The 23278-nt window shown below is 68.9% G+C and carries 17 protein-coding genes and 1 riboswitch; of the genes, 9 read left to right on the forward strand and 8 right to left on the reverse strand.

Annotated features, from left to right (window positions below):
* Positions 1-51: 51 nt before the first annotated feature.
* The 3 genes from RHOFW104R8_RS03285 to RHOFW104R8_RS03295 all read right to left on the reverse strand — a co-directional run bounded on the left by RHOFW104R8_RS03285 (position 52) and on the right by RHOFW104R8_RS03295 (position 2809).
* The gene (locus RHOFW104R8_RS03285; RefSeq protein WP_068094145.1) at positions 52-909 is read right to left on the reverse strand and encodes an EamA family transporter; all 858 of its coding nucleotides are present in this window, start codon (positions 907-909) and stop codon (positions 52-54) included.
* 52 nt (positions 910-961) lie between these two features.
* A complete protein-coding gene (locus RHOFW104R8_RS03290; protein WP_068094575.1) occupies positions 962-1828 on the reverse strand; it encodes an MBL fold metallo-hydrolase in 867 nt (288 codons plus the stop codon).
* A gap of 120 nt (positions 1829-1948) precedes the next feature.
* Positions 1949-2809 carry a helix-turn-helix transcriptional regulator gene (locus tag RHOFW104R8_RS03295; RefSeq protein WP_235604383.1) on the reverse strand — a complete coding sequence of 287 codons (861 nt, stop codon included), beginning with the start codon at positions 2807-2809 and terminating at the stop codon, positions 1949-1951.
* A 236-nt stretch (positions 2810-3045) separates the two neighbouring features.
* Between RHOFW104R8_RS03295 and RHOFW104R8_RS03300 the strand changes: the two genes are divergently transcribed.
* The 5 genes from RHOFW104R8_RS03300 (at position 3046) to RHOFW104R8_RS03320 (ending at position 8238) form a co-directional block, all read left to right on the forward strand.
* Positions 3046-3300, forward strand: coding sequence for a hypothetical protein (locus tag RHOFW104R8_RS03300; RefSeq protein WP_068094568.1), 255 nt, complete (start codon positions 3046-3048; stop codon positions 3298-3300).
* A gap of 75 nt (positions 3301-3375) precedes the next feature.
* Positions 3376-3834 carry a MarR family winged helix-turn-helix transcriptional regulator gene (locus RHOFW104R8_RS03305; protein WP_068094141.1) on the forward strand — a complete coding sequence of 153 codons (459 nt, stop codon included), beginning with the start codon at positions 3376-3378 and terminating at the stop codon, positions 3832-3834.
* A 24-nt stretch (positions 3835-3858) separates the two neighbouring features.
* Positions 3859-5349, forward strand: coding sequence for an efflux transporter outer membrane subunit (locus RHOFW104R8_RS03310; RefSeq protein ID WP_068094139.1), 1491 nt, complete (start codon positions 3859-3861; stop codon positions 5347-5349).
* Between the two features lie 8 nt (positions 5350-5357).
* Positions 5358-6566, forward strand: coding sequence for an HlyD family efflux transporter periplasmic adaptor subunit (locus RHOFW104R8_RS03315; protein WP_068094136.1), 1209 nt, complete (start codon positions 5358-5360; stop codon positions 6564-6566).
* A 145-nt stretch (positions 6567-6711) separates the two neighbouring features.
* Positions 6712-8238, forward strand: a complete 1527-nt coding sequence (locus RHOFW104R8_RS03320; RefSeq protein ID WP_068094135.1) for a DHA2 family efflux MFS transporter permease subunit — start codon at positions 6712-6714, stop codon at positions 8236-8238.
* A gap of 47 nt (positions 8239-8285) precedes the next feature.
* On the opposite strand, the gene RHOFW104R8_RS03325 is transcribed toward RHOFW104R8_RS03320, so the two are convergent.
* The 3 genes from RHOFW104R8_RS03325 to RHOFW104R8_RS03335 all read right to left on the reverse strand — a co-directional run bounded on the left by RHOFW104R8_RS03325 (position 8286) and on the right by RHOFW104R8_RS03335 (position 11835).
* Complete coding sequence (locus RHOFW104R8_RS03325; protein WP_068094134.1) at positions 8286-8813, reverse strand: acyloxyacyl hydrolase; 528 nt, start codon at positions 8811-8813, stop codon at positions 8286-8288.
* Positions 8814-8983: 170 nt separating this feature from the next.
* Positions 8984-10471, reverse strand: coding sequence for a pitrilysin family protein (locus RHOFW104R8_RS03330; RefSeq protein ID WP_235604382.1), 1488 nt, complete (start codon positions 10469-10471; stop codon positions 8984-8986).
* A complete protein-coding gene (locus RHOFW104R8_RS03335; protein ID WP_068094129.1) occupies positions 10468-11835 on the reverse strand; it encodes a pitrilysin family protein in 1368 nt (455 codons plus the stop codon). Before RHOFW104R8_RS03335 ends, RHOFW104R8_RS03330 begins: the two co-directional genes overlap by 4 nt.
* Positions 11836-11989: 154 nt before the next feature.
* Between RHOFW104R8_RS03335 and RHOFW104R8_RS03340 the strand changes: the two genes are divergently transcribed.
* Both RHOFW104R8_RS03340 and RHOFW104R8_RS03345 read left to right on the forward strand, forming a co-directional pair.
* Positions 11990-12580, forward strand: a complete 591-nt coding sequence (locus RHOFW104R8_RS03340) for a DUF2239 family protein (protein WP_068094126.1) — start codon at positions 11990-11992, stop codon at positions 12578-12580.
* An 81-nt stretch (positions 12581-12661) separates the two neighbouring features.
* Positions 12662-13954, forward strand: coding sequence for an MFS transporter (locus RHOFW104R8_RS03345; protein WP_068094124.1), 1293 nt, complete (start codon positions 12662-12664; stop codon positions 13952-13954).
* A gap of 207 nt (positions 13955-14161) precedes the next feature.
* Here RHOFW104R8_RS03345 and RHOFW104R8_RS03350 read toward each other — a convergent pair whose 3' ends face one another.
* Both RHOFW104R8_RS03350 and btuB read right to left on the reverse strand, forming a co-directional pair.
* Positions 14162-17329, reverse strand: a complete 3168-nt coding sequence (locus RHOFW104R8_RS03350; RefSeq protein WP_068094121.1) for an efflux RND transporter permease subunit — start codon at positions 17327-17329, stop codon at positions 14162-14164.
* Positions 17330-17549: 220 nt separating this feature from the next.
* Positions 17550-19400, reverse strand: coding sequence for a TonB-dependent vitamin B12 receptor (gene btuB / locus RHOFW104R8_RS03355; RefSeq protein WP_068094118.1), 1851 nt, complete (start codon positions 19398-19400; stop codon positions 17550-17552).
* Between the two features lie 132 nt (positions 19401-19532).
* A riboswitch (cobalamin riboswitch) is annotated at positions 19533-19764 on the reverse strand.
* Between the two features lie 396 nt (positions 19765-20160).
* On the opposite strand from btuB, the gene RHOFW104R8_RS17985 reads away from it, so the two are divergent.
* Together RHOFW104R8_RS17985 and RHOFW104R8_RS03360 are read left to right on the forward strand one after the other, a co-directional pair.
* Positions 20161-20823 carry a carboxypeptidase-like regulatory domain-containing protein gene (locus RHOFW104R8_RS17985; RefSeq protein WP_343123772.1) on the forward strand — a complete coding sequence of 221 codons (663 nt, stop codon included), beginning with the start codon at positions 20161-20163 and terminating at the stop codon, positions 20821-20823.
* Positions 20824-20864: 41 nt separating this feature from the next.
* Positions 20865-23228, forward strand: coding sequence for a TonB-dependent receptor (locus RHOFW104R8_RS03360; RefSeq protein ID WP_343123771.1), 2364 nt, complete (start codon positions 20865-20867; stop codon positions 23226-23228).
* Positions 23229-23278 lie beyond the last annotated feature (50 nt).

The following is a 23278-nucleotide window of genomic DNA, read 5'->3' on the forward strand; positions in this document are numbered from 1 at the left end:
TGCCAGCATAGGCAGCGTGCCATGGCGATTTCATAGCCCAGAAGTCACTGCTCAGCCGCTGGCGATCAGCCCGATCGCCAGCAGCGCCAGCGCCACGCCGGCGAGGTTGAGCCGGCTCAGCCGCTCGCGGAACAGCAGCAAACCGACCAGCGCGCCCAGCACCACCACGCCGAGGTTCATGCTGGCGAACACCAGCGCCGGGTGCTGCGGCAGCGCGCGGTGGCCGCGCAGGTAGAACAGGATGTTGCCGAAGTTGGCCAGGCCGAGCAGCAGGCCGGCCAGCGGGCTGCGCGCGGTGAAGCGGGTGTGCCCGCGCGCGCGCCGCCACAGCTGCAGCGCGAAAGCGACCAGCAGCGCCAGAGCGAACATCGCCTGCAGCGCGGCGCCCAGCGGCACGCCGGCCTGCGCCACACGCTTGAACAGGATATCGATCACGCCGAAACCGCCGAACACCAGCAGCGGATACAGCCAGCCGGCCGCGCCGCCCGCGCCTGCACCATGCCCGCCGCGCCAGACCATGCACAGCAGGGCGAGCAGGCCCAGCGCGATGCCGAGCGCCTTGAAGGCGGTCAGCTGCTCGCCGAACAGCGCGAACGCGGCGAGCAGCGAGAGCAGCAGGGACAGCCGCTGCGCCGCGTCGCTGCGCACGATGCCGGCATGGCGTACCGAGGCAGCCAGCGCCAGGAAGATCGTCGGCAGCAGCACGCCCAGCGCGGCCAGCGCCAGCCACGGCGAGCCCGGTTCGCGCAGCGTGGCCAACGACGGCTGCAGCAGCAACGCGGTGAGCGCGCCGGCCACCACGTAGTTCCAGGCGATCGCCTGGCCCACGTCGACCTCGAAACGGCGCGCCAGCTTCAGCAGCACCGAGACCAGCACGCTGCACGCCACGCTGAGCAGGACGTAGATCATCGGTCACTCCGACGACGGCAGACCGTCGGGTTGCCGCCGCATCGACGCCCGCTCACAACGCATCCAGCGGAATCTTCAGATAGCGCACGCCGTTGTCCTCGGGCGGCGGCGGCCGGCCGGCGCGCATGTTCACCTGCACCGCGGGCAGCAGCAGCGCCGGCACCTGCAGCGTGGCATCGCGCGCCTCGCGCAGGCGCACGAACGCGTCCTCGTCGATGCCGTCGCGCACGTGGATGTTGTCGCGGCGCTCGTCGCCCACGGTGGTCTCGTGCACGAACACGTCGCGGCCGGCGGGCTTGTAGTCGTGGCAGAGGAACACCCGGGTTTCCTGCGGCAGCGCGAACAGGTGCCGGATCGAGCGGTACAGCGTGCGCGCGTCGCCGCCGGGGAAGTCGCAGCGCGCAGTGCCGTAGTCGGGCATGAACAAGGTATCGCCGACGAAGGCCGCGTCGCCGACCAGGTGGGTCATGCACGCCGGCGTGTGACCCGGCGTGTGCAGCGCCACCGCCTCGATGCCGCCGACCATGTAGCGCTCGCCGTCCGTGAACAGGTGGTCGAACTGGCTGCCGTCGCACTTGAAGCCGGCGCCCGCATGGAACAGCCGGCCTAACGTGTCCTGCACCTCGCGGACGCGTTCGCCGATGCCCAGCCGGCCACCCAGCTGCTCCTGCACGTACGGCGCCGCCGACAGGTGGTCGGCATGCACGTGGGTATCGATCACCCAGTCCACGTCGAGTCCTCGCGCACGCACGAACGCGATCAGCGCATCCGCCGACGCGTGGCCGGTGCGGCCAGCGGCCGCGTCGTAGTCGAGCACGCTGTCGAACACGGCGGCCCTGCCGCTGGCCGGGTCCCAGGCCACGTAGCTGAAGGTATGGCTGGCTTCATCGAAGAAGGCCTGCACGGCGGGACGCGGCATCGTCATCTCCCTCCATGGCGCGGTGACTTGGGCGCGCGAGGCGCCGGGATGGGAGCCATGATTTCGTTTCCTGTGTGCACGGGCGTGGAGATTATCGCCGTTGTGCGACCGGCCGCCGCATCATGCCGGTTGCGTGGCCTGTTCCGCGGCGAGGCGCCGGGCGACGCGCGCGAAGCTCGCGGCGGTCGCGGCATTGGCCGGCGCGAAGAAGAATGCGGTGGCGCGGTCGACGTGGTCGCTGTCGCGGACCGGCAGGCGCATCGAGTGGATGCTGAGGTCGCCGAACGCGGGGTGGAAGAACGGCACCGTGATCGCGCTCAGCGGCGCGGTGTGGCAGCGCTGCCACAGCTCGACGAACTCCGTGCTGGCCGCGTTCAGCGCCTCGACCAGCTGCTGGAAGCGCGGGTCTTCCGGATGCGCGGCCTGGTTCATGCGGAACATGCCGAGCAGGTTCAGCGCGCCATTCTCGAAATCCGGGTACAGCCGCCGCCGCGCCGGGTTCATGAACGCGTTCCACAGGTGATTGTCGGCGAACGGCCCGCCGAACTCGCCGAAGTCGTACAGGCATTCGGCCATGCGGTTCCACGCCAGCACGTCGAATACCGTGTCCAGCACGAAGGCCGGCGCCTGGTACAGGTCCAGCACCTCCTGCATCACCGGCGGCAGGCCGAAGTGGTGCTCCGGCACGTCGGTGCGCGCCAGTCCCATCAGCGCGAACAGGTAGGCCTCGTCGGTCGGCGACAGCGCCAACGCGCGGGCGATCCGCGCCAGCGCCGCGGCCGACACGTTGATCGCGCGCCCCTGCTCCAGCCACGTGTACCAGGTGACGCCGACCTGGGCCAGCGCCGCCACCTCCTCGCGACGCAGACCCGGCGTGAGCCGGCGCGGCCCGCGCGGCAAGCCGGCCACCTCGGGCGTGAGTGCGGCGCGGCGTGCGCGCAGGAAGGCCTTCAGCTCGGCGCGTTGCATGGAGGTGCTCATGGACATGCCCGGGTGGTAGTGGGAGTACCAGCAGTGGGGACTGCCTTCCCATGCTAGCGGCAGCGATCTACCGTCGCCTGTCCCCCAAGTCATGCGCCCCGCGTGACCGTGACGCCGGCGATGCAGCCATGCCCGTCCGCGGCGCACCTCCCCAGCCGCCACAGCCCGTACTGCAACCGCCTGTCACAGCGCGCCGCGCGCAGACGTCCTTGCGTCAGCCCATGCAGGAGATCGACATGTCGTTACTCCCCGTACCCACCCCTGTCCACGCCTCGCGCGCCGATGCGCTCACCGATTTCGTGGTGCACGCCCAGTTGATGCTGGATCCGGCCACCCCGGAATCGGTACGCCGCGAAGCGGAACCTCGCCTGCTGGCGCAACTGACGACCTTGCAGGCGCTGGGCGTGTTCGAACTGTTCACCATCCGCGACCCGGCGTTGCGCGCGCTGGTGCACGACGAGCTGCAGGCGCACCGGATGCGTGCCGCCTGACATCTTGCTGGAGCAAATACATGCCAGAATATATTTGCCTTGACAAATATACCTGAGGCAATAGAATGCGCGGCCATGAACACCGAACCGCTCGCCTTCGCCACCCCCAGGGAAAGCCTCGGCGTCCTGCTCGGCCTCGTCCGCACGGAGATCGTGCGCGCGATGGAGGCCGAGCTGGCGGCCAAGCAGCTGGACCTGCGCTTCACCCAGTTCCTGATCCTCAAGCGGCTGGCCCGGCTCGGCCCGATGTCGGCCAGCGAGCTGGCCCGCTCGGTGGAACTGGACGGCGGCGCGATGACCCGCCAGCTCGACCAGCTCGAGCACAAGGGCTACCTGCGCCGCTGCCCGCATGAGCTGGACCGCCGCGCCCTGCGGATCGAGCTGACCGACGCCGGCAACGCGCTGTGGCAGGAGTTGACCGACTGCAACGACCGCGTGCTCACGGCAGCCCAGCGCTCGCTGGACGAGACCGAACAGGTGCAACTGCACGACTACCTGGAACGCGTGCTGCACGCGCTTCGCGACAAGAACTGACCCTTTCCCCCCCTGGACTCTTCCATGCGTCTGCATCGACTTGCGGCTGCGGCCGCCCTGACCCTCGCGCTGGCCGCTTGCGCCAGCGGTGGCGGCCTGCACCCGGACGGCAGCCCGATCGATCCGTCCACCCTGAACGCCGAACGCAGCCTGGCCGGGGTGAACGTGTCGCCCGCCGGCTGGCCGGCCGGCGACTGGTGGAGCGGGCTGGGCGACCCGCAGCTCGACGCGCTGATCGCCGAGGCCCTGCACGACAACCCCGGCCTGGGCGTGGCCGACGCGCGGGCCCGCGCCGCCGAGGCCGAAGCCGGCCTGGCCGACGCCGCACGCGGGCCGGTGGTGAACGCGGGCGCCAGCGTGGCCGGCGCGCGCCTCCCCACCACCGTGCTGCCGGCCAAGGCCGGCGGCGGCCATTTCGCCCTGGCCAAGTACGCCGATCTCAGCTTCAAGTGGGGCCTGGACCTGTGGGGCGGCAAGCGTGCCGCCTGGCAGGCCGCGCTGGGCGCCTCGCGTGCCGCCGAGGTGGATGCCCGCGCGGCGCGCATCGAGCTGTCCGGCAACGTGGCCCGCGCCTATGCCCAGCTCGGCTACGCGTTCACCCGGCAGGACCTGGCCGCCAGCGAACTGCGACGCGCGCAGCAGTCGCGCGAGCTGACCCGCCAGCGCGTCGCCGCCGGCATCGACAACCTGATCCAGCTGAAACAGGGCGATGCCGAAGTGGCCGGCGCCGAGCAGCAGGCGGCGCTGGCCAGCCGCGCGGTCGACGCCGCGCGCTCGGCGCTGGCGGTGCTGCTGGGCAAGGGCCCAGACCGCGGGCTGCAGATCGGCCGGCCCCGGCTGCTGCCGCCGGCCGCGCTGGCGGTGCCGGCCGACCTGCCGCTGGATCTGGTCGGCCACCGCGCCGACCTGGTCGCCGCACGCTGGCGGGTCGAGGCCGCCGGCAAGGACATCAAGGCGGCGAAGGCCGAATTCCTGCCCAACATCAGCATCGGCGCGATGGCCGGCGTGATCGCGATGGGCGGCGGCAACCCGTTCACCCTGCCCGCGCGCTTCTACCAGGTCGGGCCGTCGATCAGCCTGCCGATCTTCGACAGCGGCCGCCTGCGCGCGAACCTCGCCGGCAAGGACGCGCAGTACGACCTCGCCGTGGCGCAGTACAACCAGACCCTGGTGGGCGCGCTCAACCAGGTCGCCGACGAGCTGTCCGCGCTGCAGTCGCTGCAGCAGCAGATCGCCGCGCAGCAGCGCGCGCAGGATGCCGCGGCGCAGGCCTGGGAGCTGGCCGAGCAGCGCTACAAGGCCGGCATCGGCAGCTACCTGGAGTCGCTCAGCGTGCGCCAGCAACTGCTCGCCGCCGAGCAGGGCACCGCCGCGCTGGAAGCGCAGCAGGTCGATCTCTCGGTGCAGTTGATCCAGGCCCTCGGCGGCGGCTATCGCCCGAACGAGCAGGCCGACCGCGGCGCCTCCCCGGCGCAGGCCGACACCACCCCGTCTCCCCACCCTTCCCGTTCCTGAGGCATCCCATGTCCAGCCAGACCCTCCCCGATCCGAGCGGCGCCGCGAGCGCGGGCACGCCGGTCGTGCCGCCACCGAAGAAGAACCCGCGCGGCCTGCTGCTGCGCCTGCTCGGCGTCGTGGTGCTGCTCGCCGTCGCCGGATGGGCGGCGTGGTACTTCCTCGAAGGCCGCTGGTACGAGGGCACCGACGACGCCTACGTCAACGGCAACGTGGTGCAGATCACCCCGCAGGTGCCCGGCACCGTGGTCAGCATCGGCGCCGACGACGGCGACCTGGTGCACGCCGGCGACGTACTGGTGCAGCTCGACCCCAGCGACGCCGACGTGGCGCTGGCCGAGGCCAAGGCGAACCTGGCCAACACCGTGCGCAAGGTGCGCGGCCTGTACTCCAGCGTCAACGGGGCCCAGGCCGACGTGGCCGTGCGCCAGACCGCGGTGGACAAGGCGCGCGCCGACTACGACCGGCGCGTGGCGCTGGCGAAGTCCGGCGCGATCTCGGCCGAGGAACTGGCGCACGCCCGCGACGCGCTGACCAGCGCCGCGAGCAACCTGGTCACCGCGCAGCAGCAGTACCAGACCAGCAAGGTGCTGGTCGACGACACCGTGGTCGCCTCGCACCCGGACGTGCAGGCCGCCTCGGCCCGCCTGCGTGCCGCCTTCCTCGACGACGTGCGGGCCACCCTGGTCGCGCCGGTGGACGGCTATGTGGCCAAGCGCTCGGTGCAGGTCGGCCAGCGCGTGCAGCCCGGCGCCGCGCTGATGGCGGTGGTGCCGCTGCGCGGCGTGTGGGTGGACGCGAACTTCAAGGAGACCCAGCTCACCCGCATGCGCATCGGCCAGCCGGTGACGATCGAGGCCGACGTGTACGGCGGCGCGGTGGCCTACAAGGGCAAGGTGCAGAGCCTGGGCGTGGGCACCGGCAGCGCGTTCTCGCTGCTGCCGGCGCAGAACGCCACCGGCAACTGGATCAAGATCGTGCAGCGCATCCCGGTGCGCATCGTGTTCGACGACCCGGCCCAGCTGGACAAGCACCCGCTGCGCATCGGCATGTCGCTGAACGTGGACGTGAGCCTGCACGACCAGAACGGCCCGATGCTGTCGCAGCAATCGCCGACCCAACCCGCCTTCAGCACCGACGTATACAAGCAGCAGCTGGCCAAGGCCGACGCGGTGATCACGCAGATCGTCCACGCCAACATGGCCGGCGGCAAATAGCAGCGCAACAACTCCCTCCCCTGCTTGCGGGGGAGGGCTGGGGAGGGGTCGCTGTTGATCCTGAGCCAAGAGCCTTACCCCCTCCCGACCTCCCCCTGCCCTGCAGGGGGAGGAGTAAGGCAGACCCACTCACCGACCGATTCTGATGACCACCGAATTCCGCCCGCCCAACCTGGCCCTGAGCACGATCGGCCTGTCGCTGGCCACGTTCATGCAGGTGCTGGACACCACCATCGCCAACGTGTCGCTGCCGACCATCGCCGGCAACCTTGGCGTCAGCAACAACCAGAGCACCTGGGTGATCACCTCGTTCGCGGTGAGCATGGCGATCGCGCTGCCGCTGACCGGCTTCCTCAGCCGCCGCTTCGGCGAGGTGCGGCTGTTCACCGCCTGCACGCTGCTGTTCGCGCTGACCTCGTTCCTGTGCGGCGTGTCGCAGAGCATGGGCATGCTGATCCTGTTCCGCGCGCTGCAGGGCGCGGTGGCCGGGCCGATGTACCCGATCACGCAGAGCCTGCTGATCGGCATCTATCCGCCGGCCAAGCGCGGCATGGCGCTGGCGCTGCTGGCGATGGTGACGGTGGTGGCGCCGATCGCCGGCCCGATCCTCGGCGGCTGGATCACCGACAACTATTCGTGGCCTTGGATCTTCTTCATCAACGTGCCGATCGGCATCTTCGCCAGCATGGTGGTGGCGAACCAGCTGCGCGCGAAGGAGCAGAAGACCGAGCGGCCGAAGGTCGACTACGTCGGCCTGATCACCCTGATCATCGGCGTGGGCGCGCTGCAGATCGTGCTGGACAAGGGCAATGACGAGGACTGGTTCAACTCCACCTTCATCATCGTCACCAGCATCGTCTCGGCGATCGGCATCGCGGTGTTCCTGATCTGGGAGCTGACCGACAAGGATCCGATCGTCGACCTGAAACTGTTCCGCCACCGCAACTTCACCGCTGGCACGATCGCGCTGATCCTGGCCTACGCGGCGTTCTTCGCGATCGGCCTGCTGGTGCCGCTGTGGCTGCAGCGCAACCTCGGCTACACCTCGACCTGGGCCGGCTTCGCCACCGCGCCGATCGGCGTGCTGCCGGTGCTGCTGACCTTCTTCGTGGGCAAGTACGCCACCCACTTCGACCTGCGCACGCTGGCCTCGATCGCGTTCATCGTGATGGCCGGTACCTGCTTCATGCGTTCGGACTTCTTCATCGGCATCGACTTCTACCACGTGGCTGTCGTGCAGCTGTGGCAGGGCCTGGGCGTGGCGCTGTTCTTCATGCCGATCCTGACCATCCTGTTGTCGGACCTGCAGCAGAACGAGATCGCCGCCGGCTCCGGCCTGGCCACCTTCCTGCGCACGCTGGGCGGCAGCTTCTCCGCCTCGCTCACCACCTTGCTGTGGGAGCGCCGCGCAGTGGCCCACCACGAGCAGCTGACCGAACACATCACCGCCTACAGCCCGACCGCGCAGGCGGCGATGGGCCAGCTCGGCCACGGCGACAACCAGCTCGCCGGCGGCATCATCAACGACATGATCACCCAGCAGGCCTACCAGATCTCGTTCAACGAGGTGTTCCACGCGCTGGGCTGGATCTTCCTCGCGCTGGTGCTGGTGATCTGGCTGGCCAGGCCGCCGTTCACGCCGAAGGCGCGCACCGTTTCCGGCGGGCACTGACGCGGGCGGCCCCGTCGGGCCGCCCGCGCAGGTGCATGGCGAAAGCTTCAGATGTCGAAGGCGACGCCGACCAGGGCCATCGTCTCGCCGGTATTCGGGCGGTGCAGGCCGCCGTTGGAAACATGCCGGATCGCCACGCTGAAGTGTTTCGCCTGCCAGCCCAGCGTGCTGACGAACTGGTAGTGGCTGGAGAGCGCGTGGGTGATGTGGTTGGTGGCGGCGAGCTGCTCGCTGAAGAACAGCGGCTGGTACCAGTCGCCGGCATCGCCCAGGTGGAAGCGCGCGCCGGCGGCAAGCAGGGCGACCGAATCGCGCGTCGTGTAGCGGTCGCCATTGGCATTGGCCGCGAGGCGGCGGCCGTCGATCCAGCCCAGCGAGACATCCGGCGACCAGGTCAGGCGGGTGTTGCCGAACGGTTGCGGCGCGAAGATGGCCTCGACGAAGGCGGTGTTCGCGCCGTGGACGTCCATGTAGCTGCGGCCCGCCTGCACTTCGAACCGTGTGGCGGCGGCCGGCAGGGCGGCGGTGAGCAGCGCCAGGACGATGGCGCTGCGGGTCAGATGGCGTGGGGACATGCGGGGGACCTCGGGGAAGGTGGTTATTTATTACACCGCATAGTTTACGAAATAAAACCCGCCGCGAGGAGTACGTCCATGGGTCGATTTCGGCAACGGATTGTTGCGCTGGCGATGTAAAAACCCCGGCACGAGGGCCGGGGTCCGGATGTCACCGCAAGGGCGGGGAACTACTTGCCGCTGGCCGGCCGCAGGCCCGGGCTGTCCAGGTCCAGCGTGGTCGACTCCAGCAGCGTGGCCTGCGGATGCGCCTTGCGAATGTCCGCGGCGAACTGCGCGGCGTCGCCGACCACCACCACCGTGCCGGCGCCAGCCGCCAGATGCCTGCCCGCGTACTTCTCGACCTGCTTGGGCGTCACCGCCTGCACCTTGGCGATGTACCGGCCGATCTCGTCCAGCGGCACGCCGTACACCGCCAATTCGCCGACCTGTCCGGCCAGCCCCGCGGTAGTCTCCAGGCTGCGGCCGTAGCCGCCGATCAGGGTGGCCTTGCGCGCGGCCAGTTCCTCGGCGGAAACCCGCGTGTCGCCCAGCCGCTTGAACTCGCCCAGCATCAGCTCGACCACCGGCGCCGCGGACGGGTTCTTGGTCTGCGCCGAAGCCAGCCACAGGCCGGCGTCGCGCAGCGGCTCCAGCCGGCTGCCGGCACCGTAGGAGAGGCCGCGCTTGATGCGGATCTCCTCGTTCAAGCGCGCCGAGTACGAGCCGCCGAGCACCGCGTTGGCGACCGTGCCCACGTAGTAGTCGCCATCGCCGCGCGGCGGCGCGGCATGCGCCGCGACCACGCCGGCCTGGCCGGCGCCATGCTGGTCGATCAGCAGCACCGCCGGCAGTTGGCTGGCGGCCTTGCCCGCCGGCCTGGCCGGCAGCGGCGTGGCCGGCTTCGGCCAATCGCCGAAGCTGGCCTGCGCCAGCTGCTGCGCCTGCGCCGGGGTGACGTCGCCGGCGAGGATCAGGATCGCGTTGTCCGGCCGGTACAGCGCTGCGTGCAGCCGCTGCACGTCGGCGCGGCCGATCCGCGCCAGCGAGGCCGGCGTGCCGGCACGCGAATGGCCATACGCGCCGTCGCCGAACACGCCGCGGCTGGCCGCCAGCGAGGCCAGCGCGGTCGGTCGGCTGAGGCTGAGGCGCAGGTCGTCGATCGCCTGCGCCTGCGCCCGCTTCAGCTCGGCCGCGCTGAAGTCCGGCCGGCGCACCACCTCGGCCAGCAACTCCAGTGCCTGCGGGAGTTTCGGCGTGGTCACGGTGATGCCCACCGCGCTCTGGTCCCAGCCGGCGGCGGCATCCAGCGAACCGCCCAGCGCCTCGGCGGCGGCGGCGATCTGCGGCGCGCTCCTGCCGGCGGCGCCCTTGGTCAGCAGGTTCGCGGTGAGGTCGGCCAGGCCGGCCAGCGGCGGGGGATCCATCTCGCCGCCGCGGCGCAACACCAGCTGCGCGGTGACCAGCGGCAGGTCGGCGCGGCGCACGCTGACCACCTGCAGTCCGTTCGCCAGCGTCTGCGTCACCGGCGTCGGCACGCTCAGCGCCGGCGCGGGACCGGGCGCGGGCGGCGTGGCGGGAAAATCGGCCGCCAGCGCGCCGCCGGAGGCCATCAAGATGGCCGTAAAGACGGCCAGACGGCAGATGTTTTTCCGGCGGCTCATTTCGTCGCTCTTCATTCCGTCGCTCCCTTGGCAGCCTGCGGCAGGTAGTCGATGGTGACGCTGCGCGCGCCGGTCACGTACTTCTGCAACACCCGGTGCACGTCCTGTTCGGTAACTTTCTGCAACGCGGCCAGGTCGGTGTTGACGTGTTCCGGGCTGCCGTCTATCAGCGCCGCCTGGCCCAGCGCGAACGCGAGACCCTGCGCGGTCTGCCGCTGCTTCAGCTCGCCGGTCAGCAGCTGGGTCTTAACCTTGCCCAGCTCGGCGGCGGGGATCGGCTGGGTCGCCAGCCAGATGATCTCCTCGTGCAGCAGCTTCTCCGCCTCGGCCGGCTGGTGGCCGCTGGCGAGGATCGCATAGGCGGTGAACAGGCCCGGGCCGACCCGGCCGTCGGCATCGGCGCCGACCCGCTGGGCGACCTGGTGGCGATACACCAGCGACTGGTACAGCCGCGAGGAATCGCCCTGCGAGAGCAGCGCGGCGGCCACCTGCAGCGGGATGCTGTCAGCCGTGTCGGACGCCGGCGGCAGCAGCCAGGTGAGCGCCACCGCGGGCAGCGGCGCGGTCTCGCTGGTGACGGTGTAGCGCAGGTTCTTCTTGCGCTTCGGTTCCTGCGCGGTGACCTGCGGGATCGGTGCGGTCGGTTTCGGGATCCAGCCGAAATACTGGTCGACCCAGGCGTCGAGCTGCTTCGGGTCGAAGTCGCCGGCGACGATCAGGGTGGCGTTGTCGGGTCGGTAGAAGGTCTGGTGGAACGCGATCACGTCCGGCAGCGTCGCCGCTTCCAGGTCCTCGATGCTGCCGATGGTCGGGCGCTTGTACGGATGCACGGTGTACGAGTGCGGGTCGATCGCGTTGAACAGCTTGCCGTACGGGTTGGCCAGCACGCTCTGGCGGTACTCCTCCTGCACCACCGCGCGCTCGGACCTGAAGTTCGCCTCGTCCACGTTGAGGTTGGACAACCGCTCGGCCTCGGCCCACAGCAGGGTCTGCAGATGGTTGCTGGGCACCACCTCGAAGTAGTTGGTGACGTCGTCGCCGGTGGAGGCGTTGTTGGCGCCGCCGACGTCCTCGGTCAACCGGTCGAACTGCTCGGCGTGCATGTGCTTCGTGCTCTTGAACATCAGGTGCTCGAACAAATGCGCGAAGCCGGAACGCCCCTGCGGGTCGTCCTTCGAGCCGACGTGGTACCACACCTGCACCGCCACGTTCGGGCTGGCGTGATCCTCCACGCTGAGCACCTGCAGGCCGTTCGGCAGGGTGCGCTGGTGGTACGGGATCGGCGGGATGGTCAGTTCGGCCGCCACCGCGGGCAGCGGGGCCGGCGCGGCGGCGAGGAGGGTGAGGGTGGCCAGCAAGGCGGCCGGGCGCAGTCGCATGGGCTTCGTCCGTTCGGCGGAAAGGGGCCACCATAGCAAGCCGGGGCGGCGGAGAGAGCCATGACAGGAGACAGGGACGCCATTTCACCCGGGTATTATTGACACGTTGTTTAACCCGGGTAATATCCACTCCAGATTTTTGCCCGGATAAATCATGCGGCCCGATGCCAACCGCCCTTGCACCGCGTTCGATCATCACCGCCTGCTCGCTTCCGGCCCGCTCGCCGAGGTAGCGCTGGCGGCCAGACGGGCGCTAGACGCGGGCGCTGCCGGGTCACTGCTGGTCCTCGACGACGCCAGCGGCCTGCCGGTGGAAATCGATTTTCGCGGCACACCGGACGAGATGCTGGCGCGGCTGCAGGGCGCTTCGTTGGAGACCATCCCGCGCGGTCCCGGCCGGCCGAAGCTGGGCGTGGTGTCGCGCGAAGTCACCCTGCTGCCGCGTCACTGGGACTGGCTGGCGCAGCAGCCGGATGGCGCCTCGGCGGTGCTGCGGCGGCTGGTGGAACAGGCCGCGCGCGGCGGCGACGCCAAGGGACGCGCCCGTCAGGCGGCGGAAGCGGCCGACCGCAGCATGCGCGTGCTGGCCGGCGACCTGGCAGGTTACGAGGAGGCCGCGCGCGCATTCTGGCGTGGCGAGCGTGCGGGCTTCATCCGCCTGACCGATCATTGGCCGGCGGACGTACGCGACCATCTGCGCCGACTCGCCGCGCTGGCCTGGGACGCGCAGGCGGAAGCCGACTGATCCTGCCCACGGCAACCGACCCTGTCCCGACACGATTTTCCCCTGCAACCCAGCCCGCGCGCTGCGCCCGAGGATCACCCGATGCCGTCCATCCCGCCCGGTTCATTGTTTGCCAACCACAACTTCCGCCTGCTGTTCGGCGGCAGCACGATCTCGGCGATCGGCGACCAGTTCACCCTGGTGGCCTTGCCATGGCTGGTGCTGAAACTCACCGGCGACCCGGCCGCGCTCGGCCTGGTGCTGGCGGCGATGGCGCTGCCGCGTGCCGCGTTCATGCTGATCGGCGGCGCGGTGGTGGACCGCATGTCGCCGCGGCGGGTGCTGCTCGGCGCGCGCGCGGTCAACGCGCTGCTGGTCAGCCTGCTCGCCGTGCTGGTGCTGGCCGGGGCGATCGGGATGGGCATGGTTTACGCACTCGCGCTGGGCATCGGCCTGTCCACCGCGTTCGCCTATCCGGCGGGCTCGGCGATCCTGCCGCAACTGATCCCGCCGCAGCAGCTGCAGCCGGCCAACGCGCTGTTCATGGGCATGCGCCAGCTGAGCATGATCGTCGGCCCGGCGATCGCCGGCCTGCTGATCAGCGTCGGCGCGCATGGGAAACACGACAACGGCGTGGCCGATGCCGCCGGACTCGGGCTCGCCTTCGGCATCGATGCGGTGAGCTTCCTATTCTCGCTCGGCTCGCTGATGCTGATCCGCATCCACAGCGACCATCACCCGAAGGCACCGGTCGGCAGCGTGCTGGCGAATGTCGCCAGCGGCATCCGCAACATCTGGGCCGACCTGCCGCTGCGCGCGTTCATCCTCTACGCCGCCGTGGTATCGGTGTTCGTGGGCGGCCCGATCCAGGTCGGCCTGCCGGTGCTGGCCGATACCCGGCTGGACCTGGGCGCCGCGTCGCTGGGCATCCTGATGACCGCGAACGGCGGCGGCATGCTGCTGGGCAGCGCCCTCTCCGGCATCGCCACCCGACTGGTGCGCGGCCGGCTCGGCCGGATGGTGCTGGGCATCGACAGCCTCGCCGGGCTGGCGCTGGCCACGATGGCGCTGGTGCACTCGACCTTCGCCGGCGCCGTGCTGCTGGCCTGCACCGGCGTGCTCGCCGGCATCGCGCAGATCGCCATCGTCAGCTGGATCCAGCGCCGCGTGGCGCCGGAGATGATGGGCCGCACCATGAGCGTGCTGATGTTCACCTTCATGGGGTTGGGCCCGCTGGCGGCCGCCATCGCCGGCAGCCTGCTGAAGGTGGTTTCGCTGGCGACCCTGTTCACCGCGGCGGGACTGACGCTGAGCGCGATCGCCCTCGCCTGCATGACCAGTCCGGCACTGCGGAGCATCGGCGCGGCGCGGCCGGCGGCGGCCGGGGCGGGCTAAAGGGAATTGCAAAAACCTCGGCCACGACACGCCTCACACCTTCCCGGGGGAATGAGTTCGTTGATCAGGTGGCGTTGGACTTCAACGCTTCAGGCGGCGCAGGGCGGAGACCGCCCGCCGCTCCTGCTCCGCTATTGCCATACATCCCGAGCCGGCGGGCGGTGCCCGCCCTACGAAGCGTCTGCCCAATGAACCCGGCCCGCAGGCTTACGCCGTCTGGGGCTTGCCCAACGCCTTGAGCCGTTTCTTCTCCGCGCGCCGTTCCTTGCGCGCCGCCTTGCGGATCTTGCGGTCGTGGTTCCACAGGTAGATCGCCGGCGTGCTGAGCAGGGTCAGCAGCTGCGACACCAGCAGGCCGCCGACGATGGCGATGCCGAGCGGCTGGCGCATCTCCGAGCCGATGCCGAAGCCGATCGCCAGCGGCAGCGCGGCGCCCATCGCCACCAGGGTGGTCATGGTGATCGGGCGGAAGCGCACCAGCGCCGCCTCGCGGATCGCCTCCGGCGCGGGCAACCCGCGTTCGCGCTCGGCGACCAGGGCGAAGTCGACCATCAGGATCGCGTTCTTCTTGACGATGCCGATCAGCATCAGGATCGCGATGATCGCCATCATCGAGATCTGCGTCTGGGTCACCAGCATCGCCAGGAACGCGCCGGCGCCGGCGGCCGGCAGGGTGGAGAGGATGGTCAGCGGATGGCCGAGGCTTTCGTACAGGATGCCCAGCACGATGTACATCGCCAGGATCGAGCCGAGCAGCAGCACCATGCCGTTGGACTGGGCCTGCTTGAGGCGCTGGTTGGCGCCGGTGAAATCCACCCGCATGCCGGCCGGCAGCCCCACCGCGTACGCGGCCTGCTCGACCAGCTTCACGCCGAGGTCCTGCGGCACGTCCTTGGCCAGGTTGTAGCTGATCGTGGCCGCTTCGAGCTGGTTGTGGTGGCGCACCCGCAGCGGGCTGATGTTCGGCTCGATCTTCGCCAGCGCGGACAGCGGGATCATCCGGCCCTGCTCGTTGCGCACCCGCACGTTCAGCAGCGACTCGGCGCTCACGCTCTGCGCCGCGCCGGTGCTGAGCACCACCGCGTACTGGTTGATGTCGGAATAGATCTGCGACACCTGGCGCTGGCCGAACGCGTTGTACAGCGCCGAGTCGATCGTGCCGATGCCCACGTGCAGGCGCCCGGCGGCCTCGCGGTCGATCTTCAGCAGCTGCTGCTTGCCGACCTGGTCGAAGCCGCTGCTGACGTCGCGGAACTGCTTGATCGTGCGCATCTGCCGCACCATCTTCAGCGTCCACGGCTGCAGGTCGCCGCCATTGCTGCTGACCAGCTGGAATTCGTACTGGCCGCCGCCGTCGCCGCTGCCGCCGCCGCCGAGGAACTGCACCGGGCTGACCGATACCTTCACGTCGGGCAGGCGGTCGAACTGCTTCGACAGCCGCTCGATCACCTGCTTGATGTTCTCGTGGCGCTGCTCCGGCCCGCTGCCGCGCGGCTTCAGGTCGACGAACATCTGCGCCGCGTTGCCCACCGCGCCGTCGCCGCCGCCGTTGCGGCCGAGCATGGTGAGCAGGTCCAGCACGGTCGGGTCGGCCTGCATCAGCGCCGCCACGTGCTGCACCCGCTCGGCCAGCCGGTCCGGCGAGATGTTGGCGTCGGCGCGGATGTCGACCTGCAGCTGGCCGGTGTCCTCCTGCGGCATGAAGGTGCCGCCGGCGGTCTTCGCCACCGCGAAGCCGAGCGCGAAGGTGAGCAGCAGCAGGGTCAGCGGCTGCCAGCGCATGATGCGGCGGTGGTGCATCGCCCAGTCCAGCGCCCGCTCGTAGATGCGCAGCAGGCGGCGGTCGAAATTCTCCACCGCGCGCTCGAGCCGGCCCGGCGGCTTGCGGATCGCCGGCTCGTGCTCCAGCAGGTAGGCGCACAGCGCCGGGGTGAGCGTGAGCGAGACCAGCGCCGAGATCACCACCGCGGCGGCCAGCGTCACCGAGAACTCGCGCAGCAGCATCACCAACATGTTGTTGCCGAACAGCAGCGGCGCGAACACCGCCACCAGCGACAGGGTGATCGAGATCACCGTGAAGCCGATCTCGCGCACGCCGGTGAGCGCCGCCTGCATCGGCGGCTCGCCGCGCTCCATGTGGCGCACGATGTTCTCGATCACCACGATCGCGTCATCCACCACGAAGCCGATGCACAGCACCAGCGCCACCAGCGACAGGGTGTTGAGCGTGTAGCCCAGCGCCCACATCACCACGAACGCGCCGGCCAGCGACAGCGGCACGCTCAAGGTGGCGATCAGGGTCGGGCGCAGCCGGCGCAGGAACACCAGCATCACCAGCACCACCATCGCGATCGAGATCAGCAGCGCCACCTGCACCTCGTGCAGCGCGGACTTGGTGGTCTGGGTGAGGTCGAACACCGCCGACATCGTCACGTTCGACGGCAGCGACGCGCCCAGCTGCGGCAGCCTGGCGCGGATCGCCTCCACCGTGGCCACCGCGTTCGCCTCCGGCCGCTTGCTGATCTGCAGGCCCACTGTGCGCGCACCGTTGAACCATGCCGCCTGGTACTCGTCCTGCTGGCCGCCGTACACCCGCGCCACGTCGGACAGGCGCACCGGCGTACCGTTCTTCACCGAGATCAGCAGGCGGGCGAACTCGGCCGGCGTCTGCAGGCCGTCGCTGGCGCTCACCGTCATCTGGGTGCGGCCGTTGCTCAGCGTGCCCTGCGGCGAGGTGACGTTGGCCGCGCGCAGCGCGTTGGCCACGTCGTTGGTGGTGAGCCCCTTGGCGGCCAGCGCGTTGTTGTCCAGCTCGATCCGCACCGAGTGCGGCGTGCCGCCGAACACCTGCACCTGCGCCACGCCGCCGATCTGCGCCACGGCGGGCTTGAGCATGGTGTCGGCGAGGTCGAACAACTGGTCCTGCGGCAGTCCGGTGGAGGTCAGCGTGAGGAACAGGATCGGGATCTGCGAGGTGTCGAACTTGAAGTACTGCGGCGGCGTCGGCATGCCGCTGGGCAGGTCGACCGCGGCCGCGTTGATCGCCGCCTGCACGTCGCGCGCGGCGCTGTCGGCGGTGCGGCTCATGGTGAAGCGCACCATCACCGAGGCGGAGCCCTCGCTGGCGTTGCCGTACATCTCGTCGACGCCGGGGATGCGGCCCAGGTGCCGCTCCAGCGGCGCCAGGATGGTGTTCGCCATGGTCTGCGCGCTGGCCCCGGGCTGGTTGGCCGCCACGTAGACGCCGGGGAAATCCAGCGACGGCAAGGCGGCCACGCCGAGCAACAGGTACGCCCACAGCCCGGCCAGTATCAGGCCGAGCGCGAGCAGCGAGGTGCCGACCGGGCGGCGGATCAATGGGGCGAAAATGTTCATGGCGCTTCCGTGGCTCTCAAGCATAGCCGCAGGCGCCGCACGCCGGATGCGCACGACGCGTACGCGCGTGGCGAAGGTGCGGCCGGGGCGAGAGTTCCATTCATCATGCCGGCTTTATGCCAGTCGCCGGCAAGCGGCGAATGTGCCTGAAGTCCACCCGTGCCGGAAGGCAGGGGATCGCCCCGGCGAAGACCCGGGGCGATCGCGGTACGGCGGGAGCTCAGCGCGCGGCGGGGCTGTAGCGCAGGGTCAGGAACGCGCTGCGACCGGGCTGGTTGAAGTACCACACGGTCTCGTAGTGGTGGTCGAACACGTTGGCCAGGCGCGCCTCCACCTGCCAGTCCGGCGCGAAATGCCAGCTGGCGCGCAGGTCGGTGGTGGCATAGCCGCCGAGCCGGTGCCGGTTGGCCGCGTCGTCGAAGCCGTGCGCGGCGGCGAAGACGGTGGCGCCGACGCCGAAGGGGCCGAAGCGGCGGTCCAGGTCCACCCGTGCGGTGCGCTCGCGCCGGCGCGGCAACACCTTGCCGTCGTTCGCGCCGCCGTCCTCGTTGCGCGGCTGCAGCCAGGTCAGGTAACCCTGCAGCTGCCAGCCGGCGAGGTTGGCGCCGAGCTGGCCTTCCACGCCGCGGATGCGCGCCTTGCTGATGTTGGACGGGTAGTAGTTGGCGTCCAGCGCGATCAGCTGGCTGATGCGGGTCTGGTAGGCGTTCACCGCCCAGTTCCAGCCGGTCAGCTGCTGGCTCAGGCCCAGCTCGGCGCTGCGCGACTTCTCCGGCTTCAGGTTCGGGTTGCCGCTGCCGTACGGGTAGTACAGATCGTTGAAGGTCGGCGCGTGGAACGCGCTGCCGTAGCTGGCGGACAGCTTCAGGCCGTCATCGAAGTGATAGCCCCACGCCGCCGCGCCGGTGTTGTGGTTGCCGAACTGGCTGTTGTGGTCGCGCCGCGCCGACAGTGCCACTTCGTTGCGGCCGAACGTGCCCTGGTACTGCGCGTAGCTGCCGGTGTCGCTGCGGTGGCTGGCGAGGAAGCCGGTATCGCTGTCGATGTGCTCGCCCTGCCAGTCGACGCCGAGCGTGAGCAGCTGGTTGCCGGCCAGGCTGATGTCGTTCTGCCACGACGCCTGGTTGCGCCGCGAATAGATGTAGCCGACGAAGGCCTGGTTCTCGTAGTTGTCGTAGCGGTCCAGGTTCTGGCCCACGCTCAGCGTGGTCTTCCAGGCCTGCAGCGGGTTGAAGCTGAGGTGGCTGCCGGCGACCTGCTGCACGGTGCGGCTGCGGTTCTGGTAGCTGCCGTCGTAATGGATCTCGCCCAGGTTGCGCAGCCAGGTGCCGCCCAGCTCTGCGCCGTTGTCCCAGCGGTAGCCGGCGTTCGCGCTGAGGTTCTTGTTGCGGTAGCCGTCCCGGTCCGGCTCGTCGGTATAGCAGCCGGCGAACGCCTCGGCGGCGCCGATGCGGCAGGCGTTGATGCCGCGGGTGTGGAGCGCGCCCACACCGAGGTTGTACCAGGCATGCTGGTCGCCGCCGGACAGGCCGAACTGCCCGCTCAGCAGCTTGTTGCTGCCGGTGGTGACGCTGAACGAGGGTTGCAGGCCGCCATCGTGCGAGCCGCGACGGGTGAAGATCTGGATCACGCCGCCGATCGCGTCGGCGCCGTACAGGCTCGAACGCGGGCCGCGCACGATCTCGATCCGCTCGATCTGCTCCACCGGGATCTGCTCGAACGCCGCCAGCCCGGCGCTGACCGAGCCCACCCGCACGCCGTCGACCAGCAGCAAGGTATGGGTGGAGTTGGTGCCGCGCAGGAACAGCGAGGTCTGCTCGCCGAGGCCGCCGGTCTGGGCGAACGTCACCCCCGGCAGGCCGGTCATCAGGTCGGACACCGAAACCGGCTGCAGCCGCTCGATGTCGGCACGGGTGAGCACGGTCACCGAGGATAGCGCATCGTCGGCGGTGATCGCGGTGCGCGTGGCGGTGACGATCACCGGGGCCAGCGGCGCCGCCTCGTTCTGGTCGGCCGCCTGGGCAGCCATCGTGCAGCTGAGCAGGGCCGCTGCCAGCAGGGTCTTCTTCATATCCGTTCCTCTCTGTACCGCGCACCCGCGCGCGGCTCACGTGTTCGATGAGATGGCGGCGGATGCGGAGGGAAGACGGAACGACGGGCAGGCAGGATCGACCGACACGTGGTTCGGCCTCGCCCACCGCGAGCCACCAGGAATCGTTCGGGCCGGTCTCCGGGCTGGCGAGTGGCCTGCGGCGATCCGCAGGCCGCGAGCGGCGCCTTCCCGTGCATCGCACAGTGGCATTCGCCGTTCGTGGATCTCGCTTACCGTTGCGGGGGCAGCGCCGGCCTTGCAGTGCGTAGCGCACAGCGCACCGGCTTCCCGTTTCATCCCGTGAGCGTAACGCCGCCGGGACACCTGAACCGCGCAACTCTAGCGCCGGGATGCCACTCGCGCAATCGGGGCGCCGCGTTAAGGGTTCGTCCCCCGACTTGATTCCACAACTTCAAATTATCGTCTTTATTACACGATTGCCGAGCAAAGCGCAGGATCTTGTAATTGAAATCGCAATTTATTGCTGATTATGTGGTCATCCATCGTAATTATTTACTATTAGTAAAAAACCTATAAACATTTCATTGACGCCGGCGTTTACGCCGCTTTATGTTCGGCGAGCAGGTCGCTGGACACCGCGAATACAAGCTTCGGCACGTGAGGTTGCCTGCACGACATCAGTAACCGGCTGCCAGCATGCATCGGATCGCTGTCCGATGGACTGTTCGGGTTACGCCATTTGGCCTGCGGGCTTTCAATCTGGGGAGATACGTTGCTTATGAGCCGTTCCAACAAAATCCATAATCCGAACTGGCGCCACACCGCGCTCGCCGTGGCGCTCAGCATGAGCCTCGGCGGTGTCGCCATGGCGCAGTCCACCTCGGGCTCGATCTTCGGCCAGGCGCCCGTGGCAGCCGGCGAAACCGTGACCGCCAGCAACTCGTCGGGCGTGTCGCGTGAAGTCGCGGTGGACAGCGCCGGCCGCTTCTCGCTGAACAACCTGCCGGTAGGGACCTACACCGTCACCCTGAAGAAGGGCGGTACGGTGGTCGGCACCCGCGAAAAGGTGGCGATCTCCCCCGGCGGCGGTACCTCGGTGACCTTCGAGGCGGCCTCGCAGAACGTCACCCAGCTGGGCACGCTGAGCGTCACCGCCAGCGCGCTGCCGTCCATCGACGTCAGCAGCGTCAACTCCAGCACCGTCATCACCGCCGCCGACCTGCGCAAGCTGCCGGTCACCCGCAACGCGGAGTCCATCGCGCTGCTGGCGCCGGGCACGGTCAAGGGCAGCAGCTTCTTCGGCAACGCGGTCTCCTTCGGCGGCTCCAGCGTGTCCGAGAACGCGTACTACGTGAACGGCTACAACACCGGCGAACCGTACAAGAACATCGGCGGCTTCCAGCTGCCCTCTACGGCGCCATCGACCAGCAGGAAACCCTGACCGGCGGCTACAGCGCCAAGTACGGCCGTTCCGACGGCGGCGTGATCAACCAGATCGGCAAGCGCGGCACCAACGAATGGCACTTCGGCGCCCAGGTGGTCTGGCAGCCGCGCTTCCTCGAAGGAACCCCGGTCAACAACCGTTATGGCAATCCGACCATCCCCGCGTCGATCGCCAACCCCAACAGCCCTGACGGGTTGACTCATTTCCAGCTGGAAGACCCGAAGAAGCCGGGCACGCTGAACCAGTACCGCGCCGACAACAAGCAGTGGGAGACGATCTACTCGGCCTACGTCGGTGGCCCGCTGATCCAGGACAAGCTGTTCATGTTCCTGGCGGCAGAGACCGACAAGACGCAGTCCAACAACGTGGAAAGCGCAGCCGCCCAGAAGGTCCAGTACAACCGGGATCAGAACACCAAGTTCTACGGCAAGCTGGACTGGAACATCACCGACAGCAACATCCTCGAGCTGACGGCGCTGCAAAACCATTCCCGCACCGGCGCAGGGTCGACCTACAAGTTCGACTACAACACGCTGAAGTCCGGCGCCTTCGTGACGAAGAACGACGTCACCAAGGACAACGCCCAGTTCTATCTCGGCCACTTCACCAGCTACATCACCGATGCGGCCACGCTGAGCATCCTGTACGGCAAGGCCAACTTCCAGGATCCGGTGGTCTACGCCAACACCAGCCCGCTGCCCTTCATTTCCCGTCCCTACAACCAGAATCCGGCCTTCCTGCCGCCGGGTACGGGGCCAAACGGCATCGTCAACGCCCAGACCAACACCAGCTGGACCTCACCGAAGGCGAGCAACAACACCCATGGCCTGCGCGTCGACTTCGACTACAAGCTGGGTGACCACGACCTCGCCGTCGGCATCGACAACATGACCTATGCGGCCAGCCACCAGGGCCCGGACCAGACCAACCCGTTCAACCCGTCGATCAACTACTACTGGCGCTACTACCCCGGCAACATCGTGCGCAAGCGCGAGATCGGCTGGGCCACCAGCATGCGCATGACCCAGAAGGCGTACTACCTGCAGGACGACTGGCAGGTGGCATCCAACGTGCTGCTGAACATCGGCGTGCGCAACGACCACTTCACCAACTACAACGACCAGGGCAAGCCGTTCGTCGACGAGAAGAACCAGTGGGAGCCGCGCATCGGTGCCAGCTGGGACGTGATGGGTGATTCGTCGTTCAAGGTCTACGGCAATGCGGGCCGCTACTACCTCGCGCTGCCCGACAACGCGGCCGAGCGTGCGGCCAACATCTCCACCTACGAGATCACCAAGTACAGCTACACGGGCATCGACGCGAACGGCATCCCGACCGGTCTGAAGCAGATTGGCGGCGTCAGCTCGCCGGATGGCGAGTTCGGCCTGCCCAAGAACCCGCAGGAAGTCACCGCGCGCAACCTGAAGCCGGAATACGTGGATGAGTTCATCCTCGGCTTCGACAAGAAGTTCAACGACAGCTGGACCTACGGCGCCAAGGCGACGTGGCGCGACCTGAAGACCGCGATCGACGACGAGTGCTCGCCGGGCCAGATCGCCACCAAGATGACCAGCATGGGCCTGAATCCGGGCGACTACTCGGATTCGCTCTACGGTGCGTCGTACTGCCGCCTGATCAACCCGGGCCAGACCAACACCATGCTGATCAACAAGAACGGCGGCGGCAGCAGCGTCCTCGTGTCGATGAGCCAGAAGGACTGGGGCTACATCAACGGCGTCAAGCGCAAGATCGGCTCACTGAACCTGTACCTGGAGCATCCGTTCGACGGCAAGTGGATGGGCCGCGTGGACTACACCTTCAGCCGCGGCTTCGGCAACACCGAGGGCCAGGTGCGTTCCGACTTCGGCCAGTCCGACGTCTCCAAGACCGAAGACTGGGATTCCTGGCAGCTGATGGACGGCCAGGACGGCGAGCTGAGCAACATCCGCAAGCACCAGATCCGCTTCCGCGGCGCCTACCAGATCACCCCGGAATGGCTGGTGTCCGGCACGCTGCTGGCGCAGTCGGGCACGCCGAAGGAGTGCCTGGGCTACTACGGCCCGACCGGTACCGGCGACCCGACCGGCTACAACGGCGGCGGCAGCGGCAACTACCACTGGTGCCACGGCGTCCGCATCCCGCCGGGCAAGGCCGGCCACACCCCGTGGACCGAGCAGGTCAACCTCGGCCTGCATTACGCGCCGGCGTTCGCCGACCACAAGCTGGGCTTCAACCTGGACGTCATCAACGCGTTGAACCAGCATAAGGCGGTGCAGACCGACCCAGCCGGCGAAGCGGCCTTCGATGGCGTCAACACCGTGTACATCAACAACAGCTACGGCGACGGGATCTTCTGGCAGCCGCCGCGCATGGTGCGTCTGTCGGTGCAGTACGACTACTGATAGGCAACATCGGCTGAAACCGGCCAGGAAAAGCCACCGACCGCGAGGTC

Origin of the sequence: Rhodanobacter sp. FW104-R8, from assembly GCF_001617365.1 — a bacterium.
GTDB lineage: Bacteria > Pseudomonadota > Gammaproteobacteria > Xanthomonadales > Rhodanobacteraceae > Rhodanobacter.